Annotated in this window: 22 protein-coding genes; 8 read left to right on the plus strand and 14 right to left on the minus strand. The window is 40.4% G+C overall.

Going from position 1 to position 25,962, the window contains the following annotated elements; genetic code table 11:
- Positions 1-45: 45 nt before the first annotated feature.
- Positions 46-3,336: a DUF4347 domain-containing protein gene (locus FNW02_RS10095; protein WP_191757409.1), complete on the minus strand. Its 3,291-nt coding sequence runs from the start codon at positions 3,334-3,336 to the stop codon at positions 46-48.
- Positions 3,337-3,701: 365 nt separating this feature from the next.
- On the minus strand, positions 3,702-4,196 hold the full coding sequence (locus tag FNW02_RS10105; protein ID WP_225225556.1) for a hypothetical protein: 495 nt from the start codon (positions 4,194-4,196) through the stop codon (positions 3,702-3,704).
- Between the two features lie 542 nt (positions 4,197-4,738).
- Here FNW02_RS10105 and kdpA point away from each other — a divergent pair.
- The 4 genes from kdpA to kdpC all read left to right on the plus strand — a co-directional run bounded on the left by kdpA (position 4,739) and on the right by kdpC (position 9,764).
- Positions 4,739-6,424: a potassium-transporting ATPase subunit KdpA gene (gene kdpA, locus FNW02_RS10110; protein WP_191757410.1), complete on the plus strand. Its 1,686-nt coding sequence runs from the start codon at positions 4,739-4,741 to the stop codon at positions 6,422-6,424.
- A 214-nt stretch (positions 6,425-6,638) separates the two neighbouring features.
- Positions 6,639-8,744, plus strand: coding sequence for a potassium-transporting ATPase subunit KdpB (kdpB, locus tag FNW02_RS10115; RefSeq protein ID WP_191757453.1), 2,106 nt, complete (start codon positions 6,639-6,641; stop codon positions 8,742-8,744).
- Positions 8,745-8,847: 103 nt separating this feature from the next.
- On the plus strand, positions 8,848-9,114 hold the full coding sequence (locus tag FNW02_RS10120; protein WP_191757411.1) for a potassium-transporting ATPase subunit F: 267 nt from the start codon (positions 8,848-8,850) through the stop codon (positions 9,112-9,114).
- Positions 9,115-9,164: 50 nt separating this feature from the next.
- Positions 9,165-9,764 (plus strand): K(+)-transporting ATPase subunit C, encoded by a 600-nt coding sequence (kdpC, locus tag FNW02_RS10125; RefSeq protein WP_191757412.1) that lies wholly within the window; start codon positions 9,165-9,167, stop codon positions 9,762-9,764.
- Positions 9,765-9,833: 69 nt separating this feature from the next.
- On the opposite strand, the gene FNW02_RS10130 is transcribed toward kdpC, so the two are convergent.
- Entirely contained in the window at positions 9,834-10,550 is a 717-nt protein-coding gene (locus tag FNW02_RS10130) for a molybdopterin-dependent oxidoreductase (protein ID WP_191757413.1), read from the minus strand.
- Between the two features lie 7 nt (positions 10,551-10,557).
- Positions 10,558-11,154, minus strand: coding sequence for a cytochrome b/b6 domain-containing protein (locus FNW02_RS10135; RefSeq protein WP_191757454.1), 597 nt, complete (start codon positions 11,152-11,154; stop codon positions 10,558-10,560).
- A 394-nt stretch (positions 11,155-11,548) separates the two neighbouring features.
- On the opposite strand from FNW02_RS10135, the gene FNW02_RS10140 reads away from it, so the two are divergent.
- Together FNW02_RS10140 and FNW02_RS10145 are read left to right on the plus strand one after the other, a co-directional pair.
- Positions 11,549-12,727 carry a universal stress protein gene (locus tag FNW02_RS10140; protein WP_225225557.1) on the plus strand — a complete coding sequence of 393 codons (1,179 nt, stop codon included), beginning with the start codon at positions 11,549-11,551 and terminating at the stop codon, positions 12,725-12,727.
- A 290-nt stretch (positions 12,728-13,017) separates the two neighbouring features.
- Complete coding sequence (locus tag FNW02_RS10145) at positions 13,018-14,214, plus strand: anhydro-N-acetylmuramic acid kinase (protein WP_191757414.1); 1,197 nt, start codon at positions 13,018-13,020, stop codon at positions 14,212-14,214.
- Between the two features lie 20 nt (positions 14,215-14,234).
- Here the strand turns inward: FNW02_RS10145 and FNW02_RS10150 are convergent, their stop codons facing one another.
- From FNW02_RS10150 to lgt, 10 genes are all read right to left on the minus strand, one after another.
- Positions 14,235-15,104 (minus strand): glycosyltransferase family 2 protein, encoded by an 870-nt coding sequence (locus tag FNW02_RS10150; protein ID WP_191757415.1) that lies wholly within the window; start codon positions 15,102-15,104, stop codon positions 14,235-14,237.
- A 176-nt stretch (positions 15,105-15,280) separates the two neighbouring features.
- Positions 15,281-16,000, minus strand: a complete 720-nt coding sequence (locus FNW02_RS10155) for an acyltransferase (protein ID WP_191757416.1) — start codon at positions 15,998-16,000, stop codon at positions 15,281-15,283.
- 41 nt (positions 16,001-16,041) lie between these two features.
- Positions 16,042-17,172 carry a glycosyltransferase gene (locus tag FNW02_RS10160; RefSeq protein ID WP_191757417.1) on the minus strand — a complete coding sequence of 377 codons (1,131 nt, stop codon included), beginning with the start codon at positions 17,170-17,172 and terminating at the stop codon, positions 16,042-16,044.
- A gap of 871 nt (positions 17,173-18,043) precedes the next feature.
- Positions 18,044-18,502, minus strand: a complete 459-nt coding sequence (locus FNW02_RS10165) for a hypothetical protein (RefSeq protein ID WP_191757418.1) — start codon at positions 18,500-18,502, stop codon at positions 18,044-18,046.
- A 143-nt stretch (positions 18,503-18,645) separates the two neighbouring features.
- Entirely contained in the window at positions 18,646-19,737 is a 1,092-nt protein-coding gene (rlmN, locus tag FNW02_RS10170; protein ID WP_191757419.1) for a dual-specificity RNA methyltransferase RlmN, read from the minus strand.
- Between the two features lie 29 nt (positions 19,738-19,766).
- Positions 19,767-21,212, minus strand: coding sequence for an ATP-binding protein (locus tag FNW02_RS10175; protein ID WP_191757420.1), 1,446 nt, complete (start codon positions 21,210-21,212; stop codon positions 19,767-19,769).
- Positions 21,213-21,214: 2 nt separating this feature from the next.
- Complete coding sequence (locus FNW02_RS10180) at positions 21,215-21,766, minus strand: heme NO-binding domain-containing protein (protein ID WP_191757421.1); 552 nt, start codon at positions 21,764-21,766, stop codon at positions 21,215-21,217.
- A gap of 507 nt (positions 21,767-22,273) precedes the next feature.
- Positions 22,274-22,627, minus strand: a complete 354-nt coding sequence (locus FNW02_RS10185; RefSeq protein WP_191757422.1) for a phenylpyruvate tautomerase MIF-related protein — start codon at positions 22,625-22,627, stop codon at positions 22,274-22,276.
- Between the two features lie 10 nt (positions 22,628-22,637).
- Entirely contained in the window at positions 22,638-23,426 is a 789-nt protein-coding gene (gene cobM, locus FNW02_RS10190; protein WP_191757423.1) for a precorrin-4 C(11)-methyltransferase, read from the minus strand.
- 214 nt (positions 23,427-23,640) lie between these two features.
- Positions 23,641-24,513, minus strand: coding sequence for a prolipoprotein diacylglyceryl transferase (lgt, locus tag FNW02_RS10195; protein WP_191757424.1), 873 nt, complete (start codon positions 24,511-24,513; stop codon positions 23,641-23,643).
- A gap of 295 nt (positions 24,514-24,808) precedes the next feature.
- Between lgt and coaD the strand changes: the two genes are divergently transcribed.
- Together coaD and FNW02_RS10205 are read left to right on the plus strand one after the other, a co-directional pair.
- Positions 24,809-25,381: a pantetheine-phosphate adenylyltransferase gene (gene coaD / locus FNW02_RS10200; protein WP_191757456.1), complete on the plus strand. Its 573-nt coding sequence runs from the start codon at positions 24,809-24,811 to the stop codon at positions 25,379-25,381.
- The gene (locus FNW02_RS10205) at positions 25,270-25,959 is read left to right on the plus strand and encodes a DivIVA domain-containing protein (protein ID WP_191757425.1); all 690 of its coding nucleotides are present in this window, start codon (positions 25,270-25,272) and stop codon (positions 25,957-25,959) included. The genes coaD and FNW02_RS10205 overlap by 112 nt, the downstream gene beginning before the upstream one ends.
- Positions 25,960-25,962 lie beyond the last annotated feature (3 nt).

A 25,962-nucleotide genomic window follows, 5' to 3' on the forward strand; every position in this document is an offset into this window, starting at 1 on the left:
AAGTGCAGAGTATTTACTGTCACTTTGGCATTCATTCAATGTTAATTAAAAGCCAAAGAAAAAGCCGAAGCCTTGATTGTCATCATTCATTATGGTGGCGACACCTTTACTTTTAGCGATCGCGGCATTTGTAGAACCAAAAAGATCAACAAAAAATTTCTCATTGGATTCAACTTTATTATCACCTTTAACTCCGAAGCTAATAGATTTGCTAGTTTCACCAGGCTCGAAAATGACTGTGCCTATCCCAGGTGAGTAATAATAGAAGTCATTAGAATCGGTAGTGTCATCATTCTTGCTGTAATTCACAATAATCTGCTGAGAACTAGCATTGGAGAGAGTAACGTCAAAGGAAAAATTAGTTAGACCTACGTTGCCTTCAAAAAGCCAGATATCTGAAATGCTGATAGTAGGAATTTGACTAGTGTCATCATTAATGATAGTAGCAACTCCCAAACTATCAGTAATTGCGGCGTTTGTTGCACCATAAAGGTTAACAGAAAATGTCTCGTTAGTTTCAACTATGTTATCGCCTTTGACGCCTACACTAATATTTTTAAGAGTTTCACCAGGATTGAAAATAATTGTTCCTATCCCAGAGTTGTAATCAGAGTCAGAAACTTGAGCAGTACCATCAGTAGTGTTGTAATTTATAGTAATTTGCTGATCGCTAGGATTGGAGAGACTTATAACGAATTCAGCGTTAGTTGTTGCGCTGATATTACCTTCAGTTACGAAGGCATTTGAAATACTAATATTTGGTTGATTATCATCGTTGATAATATTTACTGTAGCTAAACTGGTAATAATTGTAGAATTTTCCGGCGCAGTTGTGAGGTTGGGGTTACTCAAGGTGACAGTAATATTTTCATTAAATTCAAATGCTTTATCACCTAAAACATCAACTGTAATTGTCTTTGTTTTTTCTCCAACTGCGAACTTTAAAGTCCCAGATGTATCGCCATTTATAAACTCACCAATGGGACTAACTTCTCCACTCTTAATTAGAATGTTATTATAATCACTTTCAAAAGTTGCTGTGTCACTAAAGGCATAATCTACCATACTCGCCACGCCAGTTTTACCGCTGCGGGTGACGGTAAATGTAACAGATTGAATGCTTCTATTACCTTCAGATAGAGTTGGCGTATTAGTAGAAATTACGTAATAAATTGAATCGTTTTCAAATGCCCCAATATCAATTCTGCCATCTTGAATACGACTATAACCAGTGCCACGTTGGTCAGTAGTTAAGCCACCATTGTAATTGGGTTCACCAGCATTAAAGGCAGGACTGTTAAAGTTTAAGGCGTGAGTTTGGGTGGAACCACCATAATTTCCCAGTGGTTTGAGTCTAGGGTTGGGGTTGACAATATCTGTGCCAGTGCCTAGTGTACTAAACGATACACCATTGGTATTGCCAATTAAGTTGTAAGCATTACCATTAAAGTTATCACCAAAGACATCAGGGCCTTGAATACTACTAGTGTTGCCAGCAATGATGCTATTGCTAACAGTGCCGCCGTTATCACTGTAGATACCGCCACCTCTGCCATTGTTTGCCGTGTTATTGTAAATAGTGCTATTGCTCACAGTGACAGTACCACTACTGTTAATGCCACCGCCTCTATTATCGTTCGCTGTATTGCCGGAAATGGTGCTATTAGTTAGGATGACACTGTTGTCGCTGTAGATACCACCACCGCCAGAATTCGACGTGTTGCCGGAAATGGTGCTATTGTTTACAGTGACAGTATCATCGCTGTTGATACCGCCGCCTCTACCACTGTTTGCTGTGTTATTGGCAATAGTACTATTATTCACAGTGACACTGCTACTGCTGTAGATCGCACCGCCTCTGTTTGCATTTCCCCCAGTGATCTTCAAATCATTAATTGTTAGGGGTGCTGTGGCTCTAAAGATTCGGGAAGCATTGTTGCCACTAATGGTTAGTAGATTAGCCCCAGTTCCTTGAATAGTGACTCCTTGAGTAATATTCAATTGCCCAGAAGTGAGGATAATAGTGTCAGGGGTAGTATCGCCAAAAACCCCAGTAGCACTCGTATCAAAGAGGATGGTTTCAATTCCTGGATCATTATTGGCATTGAGAATGGCTTGTCTTAATGAACCAAAACCACTGTCATTTATATTGGTGACTAGAAATGAAGTGTAGTCTACTGCACTACGCAAGCTGTTAATCCAGGTTGTGTTGCTTAGATTATTACCTACACCAGGAGTAGCGTTTGTAGATACATCATCAGCTGACCAGTTACTAGAATTTGTGGCATCTATCGCAGAGCTACTAGTGTAGGCACTAAATCTCTGACTAGCTGGAGTTGGAGTTCTAGGAAAATCATGTATTGAAGTACCACTTGTATTCAGTAACTTGGGTGCATCTGTATTACTGGTATTTCCAAAAGCACCAGTTGTGTTGTTCCAGCCATTAGTACGAGTAACGGCAAATGCTCCAGTACTATTCAAAGATGATATCTGTAGTACATAGTCTCCAGTTAAGGGATCGTAAGTTGTATCTGGAGTAATAGTGCCATCCACATCACCACCGTTATACAGCACTATTAAAGTCCCAGCTTTCAAAGAACTAAAGCCGGAGCCAGATAAAGTGATATCCAGGGAGCTATTCCCATCAACTAATCTGTGATTTTGCAAATCGAGGTTATCGGTAACAACAAGAAGTTCAACCCATTCTTTCGCGCCACCACTACCTTGAGAAAATTCATTGATAATTACGTCACCAGCGTTAGCTAAAACGGATTTATAAGCCTGTATAACTTGAGGCTCAAATACCAAATTAGTCTCAATTTGCCCTGTCTTCGCCTCTAAATCCCAATCGCCACCTAAAGTTGTACTTCCTGTTTTGTTAGTAGAAGCGGTGACATCAGCCCCAGTGATTTGGCTAATCTGCTGCACAAATTTCGTGCCTTCCCCACTTGCCACATCACAGCCATAAAATAGGATATCAGCATCATCAGTTAAAGCACCTCTCCACTTTTGTAACTGATTTGTGTAAGTATCCAGATTAGTGAGGTTGACGTTGGTTGAGCCTAGTTGCAAACTTCCCTCACTGCCGTGAGAGACTATGTGAACTGATTGAACCGATTTCGATTTACGTGCCGCTAAAAACTCGGTGATTTGTGCTAAAGCATCTTGAGTATGGTCAAGGATAACAACTTCACTACCTAGCATGATACCAGCTACCAAGCTTTGGTAATCGCTAACTGCTGTATCTATAAAAACAATATTTGTGCTTGCTTCTAGTACGTTTACGGCAGAATTATTATTGTTTTTAGAGTGATTATTTTCTGATTGTTGCGTCATAATTCTTGTCCCTTGAATAAAACTCTTGATTAAAAAAATACTTGTTGATTCTAATTATTAGTTTCAGTAGCCTTTATCACACAGCAATAAATAGGAAGCGAATGACTCAACATTCACTTCCATCCATAAGTCAAACTGGCAACTAAATTGTTTCTTTATCGAGAGAAAACGGCAATATTTTTAATACCCAATTTTTATAAAATTTTATACAGTGTTTTTTGGACTTATAATAGTATTTATACTGAAAAAGGAAGTTTCGCGTCTTTACTAACTGATTAACAATTCTGGTGCTACTAATCCTTTTTGGATCGCTAAAACTGCGGCTTGGGTGCGTAGGCGTAGCCCGTCGTAGACATCGCGTACCTCTAACTTCTGCAAAATAGCATGGACATGAACCCGCACTGTACCATGAGCAATGTGGAAACAAAATCTTCACGCATCATCGCTAGTTGTTCTTGGGAGCGTAATTGTGCTTGCGTGTAAGCGATCGCTTCTTCATTGCGGCGGTTACGTTGGCGAAGCCCGCCGCAGGCATTGCTTAACCAACCAGTTACTAACAGCGCCAGCACTGCAATCAATCTATTTGCCACTGTTGGCGGATCAATCACTTCTGCTCCAGAGACAAACAAATTCAACAATGTTAGTCCCGTGGCTGCGAAAGTTACTCCCAAAACTGCTCTGCGATTCAATCGGGAGTCTGCTAACAAAATTGTCCCCGTATAAAGGTAGCCGAATACATACCCAGGCGGTGTCAAGTATTTCAGCACTATCACTATAGTAAAGGCGATCGCTATCAGCCAATATATTTTCTCACGCCCATCTAGAGCCTCTTTAATAGTCAACAATCGATTTAATATCATTATTTTTTCTAAAAAACTAAAATCAGGCAATAGACAAAACTATTTATATTTAATTCAGACATAATTCTGATATCTAATTATGTCTTTATATATTTTTTTTAAGACTTAAAATATCGTCATTGTAATATATATTTTTTTCGTTAAACTATCTCTTATGTGTAATTAATTTTTCTAAAAATTTAGTATAAAAGTATTTAGATTTTTTCTAAAAAATCCAAATTTGCCAAATTCTTTTTAAACAAAATATTAAATAAATAGAATTCTTTGCCAATCTGAGTTTCAGTTATAAGCAAGTATAAAAAATAGTGTAACTTTATACAAAAATAATTATCAGACGCATTAAAATTTTTTCTAATATTTCTATCTTTGAAAGTAGCAAACATTAAGAATATATTGTATAAACAAATAATGATAACTGGTCAAATAAATGAATAAGAGTAAAATTTAAATATTCTTCACAGAAATTTAAAAAAATATCTTGATATTCTGTTATTTCTAAGAATTGACTTGCTAACACTTAAGTTTAATTGAGAACGAAATACATGGGACAAGGTTTTTTACAAATTGGCTTAACGTTGTGTATCGTTATAGCAATCACTCCAATATTGGGAAGATACATGGCGCGTGTCTTCTTAGGAGAAAGAACACTGCTTGATCTGTTAATGAACCCGATAGAGCGCAGCCTCTACGTAGTAGCGGGTGTACGCAGGAAAGATGATATGACGGGTTGGCAGTATATCCGGGCAGTATTATACACTAACCTAATTATGGGTATATCAGTCTATTTACTGATATATTTTCAGAGAATCCTACCCTGGAATCACAATAGTTTCGGTGCGCCCACCTGGAATATTTTGTTACACACCACTATTTCATTTCTGACGAACACCGACCAGCAACATTACTCTGGGGAGACAACCTTAAGCTATTTTAGCCAGGTAGCGGCTTTGGGTTTTTTGATGTTTACTTCAGCAGCTACCGGGTTAGCGGTAGGAATTGCCTTTATTCGTGGGTTGACAGGTAGAGGGCTAGGAAACTTCTACGTAGATATCACCCGTGCAATCACGCGGATATTGCTGCCAATTTCAATTATCGGGGCGATCGCCTTACTTATAGTAGGTGTACCGCAAACATTAGCTGGAACTCTGGTTGTGAGAACCTTGGATGGCGGAACACAGTATCTTGCCAGAGGCCCAGTGGCATCATTTGAGATGATCAAAATGTTGGGCGAGAATGGCGGTGGTTTTTTTGATGTTAACTCTGCACACCCCTTTGAAAATCCGAATGGCGCTTCTAATTTAATAGAAACCATTGCCATGATTTCGATTCCAGCCGCTTTGATTTACACCTACGGTTTGTTTGCTAACAACATCAAACAAGCTTGGTTGCTGTTCTGGATGGTGTTTGTGATTTTTGTAATTTTGATTGGAGTGACAGCTGTCGGAGAACTACAAGGTAATCCCCTCATTAATGCCACCTTCGGATCAGATCAGCCTAATTTAGAGGGCAAAGAAGTCCGATTTGGCTGGGCACAAACAGCATTGTGGGCGGTTATGACAACCGCCACCATGTGTGGTGCTGTCAACGGAATGCATGATTCCTTGATGCCACAAGGACTATTCTCAACTTTATTCAACCTGTTTATCCAGGTTATTTGGGGTGGTCAGGGGACTGGGACAGCTTACCTATTTATTTATCTAATTCTTACCGTGTTTTTAACTGGGCTAATGGTGGGACGTACCCCAGAGTTTTTAGGGCGGAAAATAGAAAAACGGGAAATTGTTCTTGCTAGTGTAGTGTTGCTAATTCACCCAATTGTAGTTTTAATTCCCAGTGCGATCGCCTTAGCTTATCCGATTTCCCTATCTGGAATTAGCAACGCTGGTTATCATGGCATTTCCCAAGTAGTTTATGAGTATGCCTCGGCGGGAGCAAATAATGGCTCTGGCTTAGAAGGATTAAGAGATAACACTCTATGGTGGAACTTAAGTACTCTAGTTGGCTTGTTAGGAGGGCGCTACATTCCGATTATTGCCATTCTGCTGTTAGCTGACAGCATGTCTCGTAAACAAGCAGTACCCGAAACCCCTGGTACTCTAAAAACCGATTCTCTGGTATTTACTGGTGTCACAGCTGGAGTAACCCTGATTTTGGGAGTGCTAACTTTCTTTCCAGTTCTGGCTTTAGGCCCCATAGCCGAGGGTTTTAAATTAGCATCTGGCAATTAGAAGAGGAGGAATGAAGCATACAAGGGGGACAAAGGTGACAAGGTAGAATTTTCTCCCCCTGCTCCACGGCAGTTGCTACAACGGGGCGGCACGTTTTGGGGGGAAGCTTCCCCCCAAAAGCTGCCTTGGGAACCCCCGCAACGCACTGCCTCCCCTGCCCCCCTGCCCCTCTGCTCCTCTGCTCCCCCTGCTCTCCATCTCCCCCACTCACTATATAAATACGGTGGCAACTACCTCCAAAGCTAGACGCCCTAGTTCTCGGCCTGGCGATCGCCGCCAAGCACGCAAAAAGGCGAAGATAAATACTAAAGGACTTTATCTCAGAGCAATTAGGGATGCTTTTATCAAGCTGAATCCCAAGTATGCAATCAAAAATCCAGTGATGTTTTTGGTTTGGGTTGGGACAATCATCACCCTAGCAGTAACCATTGAGCCCAACCTCTTTGGCCCAGATTCGCAGAAGAACCCACAACTTTTCAACGGCTTGTTAACGGGGATTTTATTCTTTACCGTTTGGTTTGCCAATTTTGCGGAAGCCGTGGCTGAAGGGCGAGGTAAAGCCCAAGCTGATACTTTGCGCTCAACTCAGTTAGAAAGCATCGCCAAAAAACTCGCCCCCGATGGCTTAATTAGTGAAGTCGCATCCACCAGCCTCAAACAGGGTGATACCATTTACATCGTTGCTGGTGATATCATTCCCGCCGATGGAGAGGTAATTATGGGCGTCGCCTCAGTGGATGAATCGGCAGTTACCGGGGAATCTGCACCAGTTCTCAAGGAATCAGGCTCAGATGTGGCAAGTTCAGTGACCGGTGGTACGCGAATTATTTCTGATGAATTGATTATCCGTGTTACAGCTGACCCAGGCAAAGGATTTATCGACCGAATGATTGCCTTGGTGGAGGGAGCAGAACGTAGCAAAACACCCAATGAAATCGCTCTAACGGTGTTATTGGCAGTTCTCAGTTTAGTGTTTCTGTTTGTTATAGTAACCTTGCCCGCACTTGCTTATTACGTCAACAGTCCAGTCAGTGTACCAATTTTAATTGCCTTGTTGGTGGCGCTGATTCCGACAACTATTGGCGGATTACTAAGTTCTATTGGGATTGCTGGTATGGATAGAGTTGCCCAATTTAACGTCATTGCCACTTCTGGACGAGCAGTTGAAGCCTGTGGCGATGTTAATACTCTAGTTCTCGACAAGACAGGTACGATTACTCTTGGCAACCGTTTGGCTGAGGAATTTATCCCGATCAACGGTCACTCAATGGAAGAAATTGCTAATGTAGCTTGGGCCGCTAGTGTGTTTGACGATACACCAGAAGGGAAATCAATTGTTCGATTGGCAGAAAAGTTAGGTGCTAAGTTTGATTTCGACCCCAATCAAGCAGAAGGAGTTAATTTTTCTGCCAAAACCCGCATGAGTGGCACTAACTTACCAGGTGGACATGAGGCACGTAAAGGAGCAGTCGGAGCCATTAAAGGATTTGTACGTTCCCACAATGGACACGACACCCCAGAACTGGATGCCACTTATGAACGAGTTTCACAACTGGGAGGTACACCTCTAGCAGTGTGCCTAAATAACGAAATCTACGGGGTGATCTATCTTAAAGATATTGTTAAACCTGGTATCCGCGATCGCTTTGAACAACTGCGACGGATGGGAGTACATACCATCATGCTGACTGGGGACAACTGGATTACTGCTTCTGTCATTGCCAAAGAAGCTGGGGTAGATGACTTCATTGCCGAAGCAACACCAGAAGACAAAATCAGCGTCATTCAAAGAGAACAAACAGCAGGTAAATTAGTTGCCATGACAGGAGACGGGACTAACGATGCTCCAGCGTTAGCCCAAGCTAATGTCGGCGTAGCAATGAATACGGGGACTCAAGCCGCAAAAGAAGCCGCCAACATGGTGGATTTGGACTCTGATCCCACAAAGCTGATCGATATTGTTAGCATTGGCAAACAATTACTGATCACTCGCGGAGCATTAACTACATTTTCCATTGCCAATGATATTGCTAAGTACTTTGCAATTATTCCAGTAGTGTTTGCTGCTGCTAACCTGCAAAGTCTAAATATTATGAATTTGACCAGCGTTAAGTCTGCTGTATTATCGGCATTGATTTACAATGCTTTGATTATTCCAGCTTTGATTCCCTTGGCTTTGAAAGGTGTGCAGTTTAGACCCCTGACGGCTAATCAACTCTTACAACGCAATATCTTGATTTATGGCTTAGGTGGAGTAATTGCACCGTTTGTTGCCATAAAGTTAATAGATATGTTAATCACAGTTGTGGGATTGGCTTAAGCAATTCAAAATTATCCAAACTTCTGAGTGGTGGTTCCGCTGCTCAGATTTTTCTCATAAATTAACTGCCAAGATAGCAAAAATGCAAAGATCAAAGAAAATTATGAGACAAGTTAATTTATTAAGCAAGTTTTTACCAGTAAATGTCATGCAGACAATTTTCTTGGTTGGGTCGCAAAGACGTAAACAACACTTACCACTCGCTGTTTTTATCTTGTTGTGTTTGAATGTGGTAGTTGCCCCAGTTGTTTATGCTGCTAATAACACCCTAGAACGACGTTCTGCCTGGGCAATTGGCATCTTGGGGTTTGTGGCGTTGGCACTTATAATTTACTTGTTTGTCGTCGTTTTTCAACCAGAACGCTTCTAAAATAATTAAAAATTAAATATAAAATTCTAAGAACAAGTGGAAACTTTTTTATGTCTATTATTAGAGAAACTATTAGAGCAATTTGCATAACTCTGGTGCTTTGGTTGCTGACTGCAATCATCTATCCTCTTGGAATCCTTGTAGTGGGTCAAGTTTTCTTTCCATTTCAAGCTAACGGCAGTATTATGCCGAATTTAAAGAATGAACCAATTGGTTCCGTTTTGATTGGTCAGGTGTTCACATCCGAACGATATTTCCATCCTCGTCCTAGTACTGTTAGATATAGCCAAGGGAAAAGAGCCAGACCAACTGGCATATCTGGCGCTAGTAACCTCGCTGCTAGTAATCCAGAGCTACTGGATCGAGTTGTAGAGCAGGCTAATCAATTACGAGAAGAAAATATTCAACCGATCGCTGATTTAATTTATACTTCTGGATCTGGCTTAGACCCTCATATTTCATTAAGAGCAGCACAAGAGCAGTTACCGCGGGTAACTCGTGCGCGGGGAGTCGAAGAAAACGAGATCCTACGTTTAATTAATAAGTATACTGATGAAAGATTTTTATGGATTTTTGGCGAGCCGGGAGTCAATGTTCTCCGCTTGAATTACGCGCTTGACCTGCAAGAAATTAATAGTAAACAGAATTGATAAATATCAATTAGTAATAATGACTAAAAAGACCGATAACCTGTGTAGAGACGTTGCATTGCAACGTCTCTACAGACCTGCAAACCATTCATACCCCTGATCCTCCCAGTAGCCTTTAGTAGGTAGTAAATTGCTGGTCAGTGTAATCTGAGTTACCCACTTACTCTGCTTGTAGCCCAGTTTAATGGGGGATGCTAGGCGTATGGGCGCACCATTATCAGCTGATAATGGTTGCCCATTCTTCTGATAAGCCATGAGAGTTTGAGGATGCACAGCAGAGGCAATATCCCAGCTTTCATAGTAGCCATCGGCAGATTTAAAGTAGACATAGCGGACACTTGACTTAGGCTGTACTAATGCCACTAAGTCTCGTAATCGTATGCCTCCCCATTGAACGATCGCAGCCCAGCCTTCAACACAGACATGGCGAATTACCATTGAAGTCAAGGGAAGTTTTTGAATGTCTGCCATACTCAATCGCATCGCATTACTTACCTCACCATCAATCGTCAAATAAAACTGTGCTGGGTCAATTTGCGGGGTGAAGTCAAACGTATTAACCAGCAATTTATCTGGCTCAATGGCATCCAGAGAAAATTCAGGTATTGGCTTTTGAGTTTGTAAGAGCGCTTCCAGACTTTGATTTAGTGGCTCAGATATTTGCCTGATATTATCTGATAACAAATTTGTCCCACATCCACCTAGAAACAAGCCTAACCCAGAAAGTCCAGATATTTGCAGTAAATGACGACGGGATAGGGTGCGTTTGGGAAGAATCAAACTCATAAAACCTCTACAGAAACATAGACTTAATTAAACGGAAACTTCCCACCTTGAGGGCGAGCCAGGAATGAGCCACTGTAAACACTATGACCGTGGGGACGGTAATAAAATGAACAATTCGTAGAGTTTGCCAACTGCCAAACAGTCCAGAAAGCCAATACAACTGAGCAGGCTTATACATGGCAAGACCACTCAAGATTGCCAGCAGCAACACTGGAATGATACCAGTGTATACTAGCCGATGCCATGCGTAGTTTTTGCGCTTGGGGTTTTGGCTGACTTGCAATGCTTTCAAGTCACTGCGATCGCCAAACCGACGCCGCCAACGACGAGTGATTAAAATATAGAGTCCATAGCCAAGCAAGTTTAGCGAAAAGAGCCACATTGCAGCAAAATGCCAGTGCCTACCACCAGCCAGCCAACCTCCCAACAACAAAGAGTTGGGAAAACGCCAACCCTCACGTCCACCAAACACTGGATTGGCATTGTAGATTTGCAGTCCGCTGGTGATCATTAACAGCAAGCTGATGATATTTATCCAGTGAAATGTTTTTGCGAAGAAAGTCTGACTTGGTGTCGATCGCCCTTTCCCTTTAAATGAAGTCATGGCTGTCTCATAGCGGTAGATGTGGAAAAAATAGAGCCAGCCAAAACTGTACCTGGATATCCCAGTTGCTATTCCATAAGCAACCACCAACCCAAATGCACCTGCGACTTGATGGTTTGCAGCTAGCATAAAAATTCCCCCCAGGCCCGGCACAGGGAGTCCAGAAAATGTTATTTAAGTTAGCTGGAATATTCAAAGTCTCTCAGCTGGAACTGAAATTAATCTGAAACTGAGCTATGATTTTCATAAATTTATCTATTAAAAATATTTAGCTTATTCTCAGCATTATTTCAGAAAATTGTGGTATGCAAAATCACAGCCAATTTATAACCTTATTCAGGACAATTTAATATAGTTAGCAATGCTTTCATTGCATATACTTAGCAAAAGTAAGATGTTAAATCATACTAATATTGGTTCGGCTGGCACTGCATCTTCAACATCTGCAAGTTATTCTCTTTATCCGGCGCGATCGCGGCGAGGCAAACACAAAATCTTTATCGGTATGGCTCCTGGGGTAGGCAAAACCTACCGGATGCTGGAAGAAGGACACGCACTCAAACAGGAAGGAATTGATGTCGTGATTGGGCTTTTGGAAACCCACGGACGCAAAGAGACAGCAGAAAAGGCAGAAGGACTAGAGATTATACCCCGAAAGCAATTTCCTCGCGGTGAGTTGATGCTGACGGACATGGATACAGATGCAATTATAGAGCGATGTCTGGCGACAAGTCGCTTTGCGTCTACGCCCCAATTAGTCTTAATCGATGAACTCGCTCATACCAATGTGCCTGGTTCCCAGCGAGAAAAACGCTACCAAGATGTAGAAGTAGTTTTGGCGGCAGGCATTGATGTCTACTCCACAATGAATATTCAGCATCTAGAAAGTCTCAATGATTTAGTAGCAAGAATTACTGGTATAGTAGTACGTGAGCGAGTTCCAGACCGCATCCTGGATGAAGCAAATGAAGTGGTGGTAGTTGATGTCACACCCGAAACGCTGCAAGAACGGTTACTAGAAGGCAAGATTTACGCACCGCAAAAAATTCAACAATCCCTCGATAACTTTTTCCAACGCCGTAATCTGATTGCTTTGCGGGAGTTGGCTTTGCGGGAAGTTGCAGATAACGTAGAAGAAGACGCGATTGCCACCACTCCCAACGGACAATTTTGTAACATTCATGAGCGGGTTTTGGTGTGCGTATCTACTTACCCCAACTCAGTGCAACTATTACGCCGGGGTGCAAGGCTAGCTAACTACATGAATGCCCCGCTTTATACTTTGTTTGTCGCCGATCCAGAGCGCTTCCTCACTAAGGAAGAAAGTCTACACATCCACACTTGTGAGAAGCTATGTCAAGAATTTGAAGGTACTTTTATTCGTGTTACCAGCAATAATATAGCTAATGCGATCGCCGAAGTCGCTGAAAAATATCGTATCACCCAAATTGTGATTGGAGAAAGTCAGCGATCGCGCTGGCAAATGTTCCTCAAAGGGTCTTTAACTCAAAAATTGGTGCGTTTGCTCAAAAACATAGATTTGCATATCATCGCCAGCGAAAAAACAGCTTAATCAAAGCAATGAACGCTCACCAAAAAAGTGCTGAGTTGAAAGTGCTGTTAGCTTTTTTCAAGACATTTAGGTCAACAAATCCCTTTTTAACTTCTTACCTCTGCGTTCTCTGTGCCTCTGTGGTTTAAAAGTAATTTATCTAACCACAGAGACGCAGAGAGCACAGAGATAAAAAGAGATTTTTCGAGTCACCTTGAAAGGGATACCATACACTTTTACACTCCTAGCTTTTGACATTGCCAGCGGCATAAATTAAACTATCCTGACAATCAACACTAGAACGTATATCTATGCAACAGACTCTACAAGCTGCTGTTCCAACTCGCGTTATCGGTTTAATTAGTGGCACATCTGTAGATGGTATAGACGCTGCTTTAGTAGATATTTCCGGTACAGATTTTAATTTAAAAATTGAGTTGGTAGCTGGAGCAACATATCCTTACCCCGCCGAACTTAGAGCCAAAATCTTAGCAGTTTGTGCTGGGGAAGCCATTTCAATGGCAGAATTGGCAGAAATAGATGATGCGATCGCTTTTACCTTTGCTCAAGCCGCCCAAAATATCCAAATTGATCGCCAGCCAGCTACTCTAATCGGTTCTCACGGTCAAACTGTTTATCATCGCCCACCGGGAGGAAGAGGGGGAGAAACTCACTTTTTACTCAGCACTCCTTTGGGTTACAGCTTGCAACTAGGGCGTGGTGAATTGATTGCTCATTTGACGGGTGTTACTACTGTTAGTAATTTTCGTGCTGCTGATATTGCCATTGGTGGTCACGGTGCGCCTCTTGTACCGAGAATAGATGCTTTTTTGCTCAGCCATCTTGAGGAGGGGCGTTGTATTCAAAATATTGGCGGTATTGGTAATGTTGCTTATATTCCCCCTCGACAACATGGCGACTGGCTCGAAAAAATTCGCGCTTGGGATACCGGCCCAGGAAATAGTCTTTTAGATTTGGCTGTGGAGCATTTAAGCGCTGGTGTTAAAACCTACGATGAAAACGGCGATTGGGCATCTAGTGGCACTCCCTGCTATCCATTGGTAGAACAATGGCTTAGCCAAGATTACTTTCATCTCCCGCCGCCTAAATCTACTGGGCGCGAGTTATTCGGCGTAGCTTACCTGCATCAATGTTTACAAGATGCTGAAGCATATCAACTCAGTCCCGCCGACATACTGGCAACTCTTACGGAACTTACAGCTGCTTCAATTGCTCACAGTTACCAAACTTTTTTACCACAAATGCCACAGCGGATACTATTATGTGGTGGTGGTAGTCGCAATCTTTATTTAAAACAAAGATTACAGTTATTATTGCCATCAGTACCAGTGTTGACTACAGATGAAGTCGGTTTGAATGCAGATTTTAAAGAAGCGATCGCCTTCGCTGTTTTAGCCTATTGGCGAAATTTAGGCATTCCTGGTAACTTACCTACTGCCACGGGTGCATCTCAAGAAGTGCTACTAGGAGAAATTCACCAAGGTTAATATCGAATGTTGAACTACTTTTAACTCATATTTGCATAAAGGTCGCGATAAAGCTTAAGTTTTTTAACCTTCATGACTATCATAAATCGCCAATAATTCAATATTAAATAGTTTTGACGTAGTTTACTAATTACTCTACGGTTAAACTCGTTAAAACTTTTAGTACCTCCAGATAACCGATAATTAGCATAATCGGTATATATTGCATTTTCTTTAAAGTACTGAAAATTCTGAATAAAGTTGGATTGTCTGTAAAAAACTAGCACCTCTGATAAATTTGTCAGACCAATACCTTTTTGAGTTATTCTGCTGAAAAACTCATAGTCTTGCGCCCGATGTAATTCTTCACAGTAACCACCATATTCTTTAAATAAAGACCTCCTGATCATAGCAGCACAATTTGCTATTTTCATTTTGCCTTGTTTAAAGCCTTGGTACACTTTATTTGGATTGGTAGGCCAATGGATAATTTTAGCTGGATCAAAAATGGCTTCTTCACAAAAAGAACATGATTGAGAGCCGACAGCGCCAATATCTGAATTGTTATCTAAAAAATTAACTTGTTTTTCAAAACGTTCAGGATAAGAAATATCATCACTGTCACATACAGCAATATATTTACCACGAGAATATTCTAGGCACTTATTACGTGCTTTACCCCGACCACCATGTTCTTGATGATAGACTCTAATTCGTGAATCTTTTGCCGCATACTTAGCGATTAATTCGGCAGTTCCATCGGTACTACCGTCATCTATAATGATGAGTTCCCAATCTGAAAAAGTCTGATTTAGTACGCTCTCAATAGCATCATTAATATATTTTTTGACATTATAAGCAAGCATCATTACTGATACAGTAGGTGTAAAATGTATTACTGGCTCATTCATTTTGCAAACTTCTCATCTTAGTACATTGCACAACTTGAAAACTATAGCCCTCTACAGTCCTTTATGGATTGCAAGCACACCTGTATTGGCTATTTTTGGATTATTCACATTTTTAACTATCATCTACTGCTGGGATTGTAGAATCAAGACAAACTGGCGATCAGACTCCAGATTTTTTATGTTATGGTTTCAATTTCAGCTTTTTTTGTATCGTTATAATCAAAATCAGCTAACTTAAATCCATATTTTTTAAAGTAATCTAGGAAAAATTTGGATTCTTTTGGATAAACTTTTTTAACCATAGCTGGATTTCCTGCTAATAAAATATAATTCTTATCCATAAAATTCTTTGTCACAACAGAACCAGCACCGACAAATGTAAATGAGCCTATGGCTGTACCTGGTAAGAACATACAATGACTGCCGATATAACACCTGTCACCAATCACAATTGGCTTATTAATGTTAGTAACATCAATATCTGCGGTAATGGTATGTGTATAAAAGGTTGAATTATACCCACCTATTAAAGTAGCTTTACCTATGATTATTTGTCCTGGAACATCAAAATAGTGTCTACCTGTTATACTACTACCTTCACCGATTGTCAGACATCCAAAGCCTTCATTCTCTTGATAGTTTAGTTTAGATGCAGTAAACCAATTGCCCCATCCAGAAATAGCAGATTTTTCCATCATAGTTAGATGGGAGAGGTTTTTAAAATAGTTAAAGCTTTGGATTTTTACATTATCTTTTAGAGTAATTTTTTTAATGTTTAATATTGACAGACCAATATAAACGTTTTTACCAATTTCATGACCCATAATTTTTAAAACTAATATTTTTAGTTTAGATGGGAGTAAAGCTACTAAAAGGGCAATTAAAAAGTTGTTCATTAGGTGACTTTTATTATTTCTGAATTAGGAAAATTTAAATTTTATTTAATAAGCGTTTTATAATTTTCTAAAGCATTACGTGCTATTTGATTCCATTGCAGATGCTCAAGTGCATAACGCCGTCCACGCAATCCCATTTCTTGCCAATTTGAACGAGACTTCAATAGTTTTATTAATCCTTCTTTTATTGATAATACATCTGGCTTAACCACAATCCCACAACCACTTGCCTGAACATAGTGTGCAATGCCAGCAACTTCTGAAACTAACAATACTCGACCTGCTAGCATTGCTTCTAGAGCTGCTAAGCTAAATCCTTCAAAACGTGAGGCTAGACAGAAAATATCGTATTCAGCAATTATTGATGAAGAAGATTGATTATAGTTTGGCTCAACAAAAGAAACTTTTTCTAATATAGAAAGCTGAGCAGCCCTCTTTTGTAATTTACTTTTATCTCCCCAATCAGGGCCTTGAATAAAAAGTTTAGCATCTATCGTTTCTAGTACTTCCTTAAATGCATCAATTAAAATATCCAAACCTTTATTATGGGCATCTATACGTCCCAAAAATAAAAGTTTAGGAATTCCTACCTCTGTCCAACTAAGTGAAGATTCAGAATGTACATCATCAGGTGAGAAGCCATTAGGCGTTTCTATGGCTGGGGTATGAACATTTAAACGTTCCAACCATTTAGCATGGCGAATATCTAAAACTTGGATAGCATTTGCTTGCTGCAATAGACGTTTTTCTATGAGATACCAATAAGTCCATTTAAGATGGGCATTTTTATTAAAAATAGATGGATGATAAGGATCGTGAGGTGCAATTATGTATGGAGTAGTATTTTTTTTACATAGACGTGACAAAAGATAACTTTTAAAATAAAATATTCCATTAATAATTATAAGAGAGTTATTTATTTCCTGAGCAATATACTGCTTTAAACCAGATGGAATTTCAAACTTATGTGACTTGTTTTTGTGGGCAAAACACTTAATTACATAACCGGTATTTGACTTAAAAAAACTGTCTTCTTTACCTTCGCACAATATTGTAACTTGAACTCCATGCGATGCAAGTCCTGAAGACAAGCCATGTATAGACTTTGTCATTCCATCGGTAATTTTGTCTCCAAATGCTGGAAATTGGGGTAAGTAAATATGAATGTTCATCACCCTCCTCACTTAAACAAATATGTAATATTTTAGTACGTAAGCTGGTAATTGAAGTTACCTATCTTATGTATTAAAACTTTGATTACTAACAGTAAATTCATTTTAAATTTTCAGCCAGAAATCATCTTGCTGCCTCAAGATTCTGTTACGCAATCATTGACTATAGATCAAATATTATTGGGGTTATTGATAAAGCAAAAGTATAAGCTTAACCAATACTTTTGGTTTATTTGAACTAAAAAAATCAGCATTAACCCCACTTGATTATTGTTTGGATCATTCTCAATTCAGCATTCTTAGCAACATAATACGATGCAAAGTTAAACCAAAAAATTTTGTTTGGTTAGCGCTTTTGAGAAAACCACCTTTAACAATACAATTATTTGTCTCATAGGGCAAGACTTTTTCTGAAGAATCGGGGTGGATCTATTTATAGAAACTGTTGACGAATTCAAATTAAAAATCTCAAAAAGGCGTAGGAGCAACACTAAATCATGTTTGAGCGTATGAATCATTATGTCGATACATCCCTAAAATATTTCTGAATATATATAGAAATTTGAATTGTATAGATACTTCACTGTGCTTTTTCAAATATTAATATCTATCTACAGATAGACGATATATTCGCAAGTGTTTAAATCATGTTAATAGTTATAAGAGATATAGCGATCGCCATATAAAATCCCCTCATACCTAATCGGGCAGAGGGGAAAATAATCAATGAAATTATTAGGGTTTACTGTATCATAAACAACAATATTGAAGCAGTGGAATGTTGAAAAGATAGTCGTAGAACTGTATAAGTCCGTCAACAAGGCAGATAAAGTTTTACAGAGATCGCTCCTCATTAGGAACTCTGAATACTTCACAGATTTTCTTTTTGTCGTCTCAATTCTTGCTGTCGGCTAAATTCTTGCTGCTGTTGTCTCATTTGTTGCTGTTGCCGTCTAAATTGTTGCTGTAATCTCAATTCTTGCTGTCGGCTAAATTCTTGCTGCTGTTGTCTCATTTGTTGCTGTTGCTGTCTAAATTGTTGCTGTTGTCTCATTTGTTGGCGTTGTTGGCTAAATTCTCGTTGCTGTAATCTTAGTTGCTGTTGCTGTTGTTGTGGTTCTTGAATATATAACTGTAGCCATGTTTTCTTAACTTGCTCTTGTATTTGCTGATCTCGTTCCTCTTGCTGTTGTCTGATTCTTTCTGAAAATGAATTTTGCCTTTGAGGATTGGTCTCAATTATTTGTCCATGAGCAGGATAACTAATTGGCAAAACTGTTGTCAGAATAATAAATAATAGTCCTGACTTAGAGATAAATGAGCCATTCACAATGCAATTTTCTCCTTGATTGTTATAAATTAGTTTGAGCGATCGCTCGACTCTTTAGATATCAATATTTTAGCGCTGCCTTCTTGCAGCGATTGCTAACCTTCTGAGCTTCAGTAAACTAACAGTGATACAGAAAGTGAGATTTAATTCTTACTGGCTCTCAGTTGTCCACAAGCAGCATCGGCTTCTAAACCACGGGAATAGCGGACACTAACAGCAATTTGTTGTTGCTTAAGGATGTTGACAAAAGCTTGAATGCGATCGCGGTTAGGGCGTTTGTAGTCTACTTCTTGGATAGGGTTGTAGGGAATCAAATTCACATGACTTTGGAATCCTCTCAAACATTTTGCCAACTCTAATGCATGTTCTGGCAAATCGTTGACACCAGCCAGAAGAATATATTCAAAAGTAACCCGCCGTCCAGTAACTTCCACATATTCTCGACATTCCGCCAGCAAATCTTCTAAAGGATAGGCGCGGGCGCTGGGGATAAGTTTTTCTCGCAGTGCTTGGTTAGGTGCGTGGAGACTAACAGCAAGAGTGACTTGCAAATGGTGTTGAGCGAACTGACGGATGCGATCGCGAATACCAACTGTTGAGACAGTCAGCGATCGTGCTCCTATACCAACGTCTTGATTCAGAGATTTCAGGGCTGCTAGTACATTCTCAGTATTCAACAATGGTTCACCCAGTCCCATGAACACCACATTGCTAACGCGTTGCTGAAAATCTTCTTGTACAGTCAACACCTGATCAACAATTTCATGTACTGCCAAATTGCGCTTGTAGCCTCCTTTACCAGTAGCGCAGAAATCACACGCCATCGGACAACCCACCTGCGTAGAGACGCAAACTGTTAGCCGGGATTTTGGGCCTTTTCCCCCTTCTCCAAAAGTGGGAATGCCAACAGTTTCAATAATTTGACCATCTGCGAGTTTTAGAAGATATTTTATTGTGCCATCGGGTGCGGTAGCACGATAGTGTATGGTTGAGCGCCCAATAGGAATTTCTGCAACTTCTGCACGCCATTGTTTAGGGAAAACAGAAATATCAGATAGCGATCGCGCCCCCTTCTGATATATCCATTCATGCAGTTGCTTTCCTCTATAAGCAGGTTGTCCCTGCTGTTGCACCCAAGCGGTTAACTCCACAACCGAAGCACCTAGTAGAGGAATTAGTTCTGATTTTTCTGGGTTGTGTGAGTCAACCGGAGATACAAGAGGCGTAGCAGACATAAGACAAGAATTAATACTGGATCTCTATCCTATAACTTCTTGTTCAAAGCTGGAGTTGACTGGACAGGTTTTTGCCTAACTGGAATTTCAATCCAGAATTCTGTTCCTTTTTCAAGTTCCGAAATACACTCTATTTTTCCGTGATGCTTATCTACAATGATTTGATAGCTGATTGATAATCCTAAACCAGTACCTTGTCCCACAGGTTTAGTTGTGAAAAAAGGGTCAAATATTCTTTGCTTAACGTTTTCTGCCATCCCTGAACCATTATCTTTAATACTGATAATTACATGCTGTTGATTTTCTACGTGAGTTTGGATAGTAATGCAACTGGATTGCTTTACAATTCGTTGTTTTGAACACGTCTTTTCTTGATAGCGCATAGCATCAATCGCATTACTTAAGATATTCATAAACACCTGATTGATTTGTCCTGCATAGCATTCTACAAGAGGTAAATCGCCATATTTTTTGATAATTTCAATTGGTTGAAAACCAGATTTATCTTCTAGACGATGTTTCAAAATAAATAGTGTATTATCGATACCTTCATGAATATCAACAGGTTTCATCCCAGCTTGATCGAGTCGCGAGAAGTTCCGTAAATTTAGGACAATCTCACGAATACGTTTAGCGCCGACTTCTAAAGAGGATAAAGATTTTGGTAGGTCTTCAATGATAAAGTCTAGGTCGTTTTTTTTAAGTAAGGCTTCAATTTCCGGGTGAGGTTGACGATAAAACTGCTGGTATATCTGGATTAAACTTAGTAAATACTGAGTATATTCATTAATATATTTAACGTTGCCATAAATAAAGTTTACTGGGTTATTAATTTCGTGGGCAATACCAGCAACTAATTGACCCAAACTAGACATTTTTTCAGTTTGAATTAGTTGTGATTGTGTCTGTTGCAACTCCTTGAGAGTTGTTTTTAACTTTTGTGCTTGTGTTTCGGCAGTCTTAGCCAGATATTCTTGAATTTGTAGTGCTTTTTCTAGCTGTGCCTGTCGCTGGGTTAGTTCATCTGTTAATTTCTGAATATCTTCCAAAGCTATGTTTTTAGCTTGTAGCACAAAAAATAAATCAACAGTCTGGTCATGAATTGCAAAGTCTTTCAGCTTCAAATTATAGTTAGTTAGAGTATCTGTATTATTTCCCCAAACAGAGCAGAGGAAAACCATAAGTTCTTGCTCAGGAACATACATCATTTGCCCTTTTAGAATCATGTTATTATGCAAAGATTCAAACATAAATAAAGAGCTAAGCCGTTTGGCGATCGCTATAAAATCAACCTGAATCTTTGGACGTATAATCTGAAAGTTTTGCTCAATTAAACTGCCTACTAAAGGGTCTGGATGAATCCGTTGCAAAACCTCTCCTACTTGTACAATCTTCCTTTCACGATTGAACACAATATGAAATGGAAAGGCTTTTGCGAACAACTGTGGTGGAAGACTGAACTGAGGAGAAATCATAGTCAGTTAGGTTTATACTCAATCAGGAAAGCATCATGCTCGGCTCCCTCTTCCCGATTTTGAGTTTGGACAACATTAACTTCTGTGTTAAACCTTGTCCCCAAACCTTTGAGTAAACCGACAACCATTGCAGTTAGTCCGTGACGACTAGAACGATAGTGCAATTCTAAAGAATTTTCTTGTGTTTCAGTACACTCAAACGAAGGCGGATGATATTCTGGGAAATTGATACTAAGACGAGTATGAAGCTCATCCAAATTTTCCAAGAATTCAGGTAATGTATCACCACCCATGTCCATCATTGCACCGTAGCCCGCCTTGCCAGTGTACTGTATCCAATATTCTCCAAAGGCTTGCATAATTTCCGCACCAGATAAGCCGACAACCTCACTTGTCACCCTTACTAGTTTGTGAGTTAGGTCATCAGGATAGGGTTCCATCCTCAAGAAAGTGTCTATTTTGATTTCAGCTTTTTGTTTAATTATCTGCCAAATTTCTTCACCAAAGCGATCGCACACCATATCACGAATCGCTTTGTTTATTAAGCCGTACATCCAGATATCCTATACTTAATATATCTTTTATTTCATATTACACAGTTAAGCTGTCAAATTAATTTTATCTTCCAAAGAAAATGACAAATCAAATAGAAAAGCTGCTGTGTTAACTCCTAACTCGCTTCCCGAAAAAGAGCCAATTGATTAATATTCAGACGGAAACTTTATTTATTTACAACTATAGTCTTTTTAAGTAAGTAGGTATAATTAAATCTAAAATAGAATCCTGGTTCGTAGTGAGCGATTCATCGCTCAAAACAAGGATTATAAGGATTATCATGACTAAAGTCCTTACCCTTTGGGTTCGTTAGTCGCTCATGGGGAGCCACCCCCTTGCGGAGGTTCCCTCCGTTGTGGGGAGTGGCGTGGAAACCCCCTTCGCGTAGCGTCTCGTAGAGAAGACCGCGCTAACTCACTACAAACTTTAATTTATTTATGCCTAGCTAATTAACTACTGCTTTCTATTTTCTTTTTCTTTGTATATCAAGCGATTTTGCACCCGAATCAACCAAAAGTTGAACCGTTCCATCCCCACATTGCACCTTTTGCGTCCGCAAACTCTATATAAATTCGATTTTTAGGTACACCTAACGTTTGATTAATCTGCTGGCAAAAATCCTGACTCATAGCCTCAGTTTGGTCTGGCTTCATCGTACCGATGCTCTTAATTTCAATGTAGCAAACAGGTTCAGTATTTCCTGCAAATGTCATGGGTATTCCTGGCTCAAAGGCAGTCATTACATAGGATTCTGGTTTTCCTAGATGTTTGGCTAACTTGGCAGATAAGCTCAAAAGCATTGTTTCTACTTCAGCTTTTTGAGGAGCAGATACAGAAGTTTGCACTTTAATTAATGGCATAATACACGCTTCAATGATCAGATGAACGAAATAAATGACTATGTTCGGGATGATATAAACGCGATCGCCCTGTTGCTGGCAAGAGTGCTGGACTGATCAAATAAAGTGTAGTACGAATTAGCTTTTCTTGATGAGTGCAATCTGCCATTTGCCCAAGAGGGACAACTCTGATTTTTTCATCAGGCCACCCTATACGGAAGCAAATTGCTACTGGGGTTTCGGCTGGGTAATGTTCCAGTAGTTTAGCTTGGGCATTTTCGACGTGACGCGCACTCAGATATAAACAAAGGCTAGCTTGATGTGCTGCAAGAGTAGCTAATTCTTCGGTGGCGGGGACTTCTGTACGTCCGCTGATGCGCGTCAGAATGATGGTTTGAACTAAACCGGGAACAGTGAGTTCGACTTTGAGTTTGGCAGCTGCGGCTTGAAAGGCGCTGATACCAGGTATGACTTCAAAAGGAATTTTTGCCTCTGCTAGCAAGTGCATTTGCTCATGGATGGCGCTGTAGAGACTGGGGTCGCCAGAATGGAGACGAACAACTGATTTTTGCTGCGATCGCACTCTTGCGATCATGATTGATAAAATCTCTTCTAAAGTCTGATTTGCAGTCCTAATAATCTCCGCGTCTTTTCGGCAAAGATCCAAAATTTGTTCAGGCACTAAAGAATCTGCAAATAAAATCACATCGGCAGCAGCCAATAGTTTCTGCGCTTTGACCGTCAATAAATCTGGATCTCCGGGGCCTGCTCCCACAATATATACAGACGGCTCTAGAGTATATAGTGTTTGCTCGTACATAAATTTTCAGTATATTCACGCTTACAAGAGCACACAACAGCCCCTCAAAAAGTTTTTTTGGCATTTTCTTCAGTATCTTTCCGGATTTACCCTCTTTTCCTAGTAGAGAGTAATGGTAGATGCACCCTGGTTAAGCCCTAGAGAAAACTCTGGGGCATTTTTTATTTTTGGGTCATTAGTCATTAGTCATTAATTATTCTCTCCCTCAATCTCCCTATCTCCCACTCTCCCCATCTCCCTTAAAGGGCGGAACTACATCGGGTAAAGGGCGTTTGATTAAGTAGAGCCAAGCTAACCCAGCTAATCCTAAGACAATTCCTAGACCGCTTACTACTTGTGCCATCCGCAAGGGCCCTAGCATCAAGCTATCAGTACGAAAACCTTCAATCCACAGGCGTCCTAAGCTGTAGGCTGGCCAGTAAACTAGAAACAGTGTGCCTACTTTTAGGCGTGGCTTGCCAGATAAAGAGCGAAAAAACAACGTGATTAACAGCGCAAACACCATTAAATCCCACAAAGATTCATAGAGAAAAGTGGGATGAAAGTAATCGAAATTAGCATACTCTAAAGGACGATTATCCGGTGGAATATATAGCTTCCACGGTAAATTAGTGGGGCCGCCAAAAGCTTCAGAGTTGAAGAAATTACCCCAACGTCCGATCGCTTGTCCTAAAATCAGCGAAGGAGCTACCAAATCTGCTAGTTGCCAGAAAGAAACTTGTTTGAGTCTGGCAAAAATTAACGCTGCCAAAACACCACCGAGAATTGCTCCGTGAATGGCAATACCTCCTTCCCAGATAGCAATGATTTTTTCTGGAGTTGAAGCATATTTTGACCACTCAAACAAAACGTAATATAGCCGTGCGCCGGGAATTGCCCCAATTAACAACCAAAAGAACAAATCGCTCAGCAATTCTGGATTAACATTACGGCGCTTTGCCAAGTATTGAGAAAGAATAACACCAATTAACACTGCTGTGGCAATCAACAAGCCATACCAGCGGATACTTATTGGCCCTATTTTCACTAGAATCGGGCCCGGAGAAGTAAATTGAAACGCCAAGGGCAAGGTGGAATCCAGTAGCATGCAAAATTACCTAGAAGATTTTATAAACTGTCCACGCACTTTGCTAAGTACGAGGTTTCTTACGTTTCAACTGCTTGAGCTACGCTTGAATCCTTTACAAACAAAGTGGGGACGCAAGTGGAAGTTCAGCATCCACGTTTAGGAGTCTAATTCCTAATGCCTAGTTGAGCATAACTTGTGCCACCACAACAATGGACTTTAACACTCTCGCTCAGAGCGCGAGATGGTAGATTTGAGTAAGTTACACAAAAGGTTTCGATATAATCACCTAAACAACTTTGATATATCTAAGATTGTGATTGCTGTTTATCCTGGTAGTTTCGACCCCATCACCTTGGGACATCTTGACCTTATTGGGCGTGCCAGTCGGCTATTTGAGCGGGTAATTGTTGCAGTTTTGCGGAATCCCAACAAAATGCCACTATTTAGCGTCCAACAACGGCTAGAACAGATTCGCCTCTCTACACAACATCTACCTAATGTAGAAGCAGACAGCTTCGACGGTCTTACTGTCAACTATGCTCAAATGCGACAAGCGCAAGTTCTGCTACGGGGTTTACGGGCAGTGTCAGACTTTGAAATAGAATTGCAAATGGCTCACACCAATAAAACTCTTTCTACTCAAGTAGAGACAGTTTTTTTAGCAACCTCAAATGAGTATAGTTTTTTAAGTAGTAGTGTGGTAAAAGAGATTGCAAGGTTTGGTGGCTCTGTCGATCATCTCGTTCCCCCACACATTGCCCTAGATATATACCAATGCTACAACCACAACTCTCCAATGTTGAATCCAATCACAACGGAAGCAATCCCCCTCAAGAGTATGCCAATGGAAACTCCTACGGAGATGCTTCGCGATCAACAAGTGTAGATATTCAGCAGGAACTTGACCGCTTAGAGGAAATGGTTCTCTCTAGTCTCCGAATTCCACTGACTGGACGCACGCTCATAGATGAAGAAAAGCTGCTGGATCAGCTAGATTTCATTCGGCTTTCCTTACCATCGGTTTTTCAGGAAGCAGCAGCAATCCTGGAACAAAAGGATGAAATTCTGCTGCAAGCAGAAGAGTATGGACAGCAAGTTGTTGAGGCAGCGCAAGCAAAAAGAGCGCAGATTTTGACTGAAAGCGATATTGTCAGACAGGCAGAACAGGAAGCCGAACAACTGCGGCGACAAGTGCAACAAGAATGTGAGGCAATCATGCAAGAAACCCTTACTGAAATTGACCGCAAGCGGCACGCTTGTCAGCAAGAGTTGGAGGAAATGCGCCAAACAGCGATCGCCCAAGCTCAAGAAATTGAAGACGGTGCTGATGGATATGCCGATGGCGTTCTGGGAAATATCGAGCAGGATCTCCAAGAGATGTTGCGAATTATTACCAATGGACGGCAACAACTGCGAGGAGATAGCTCTGTGCAGCGTCATTCACCTCCTGGCAAGAGAAGATAGAGG

The sequence above is a fragment of the Komarekiella delphini-convector SJRDD-AB1 genome, from assembly GCF_014831675.1.
GTDB lineage: Bacteria > Cyanobacteriota > Cyanobacteriia > Cyanobacteriales > Nostocaceae > Komarekiella.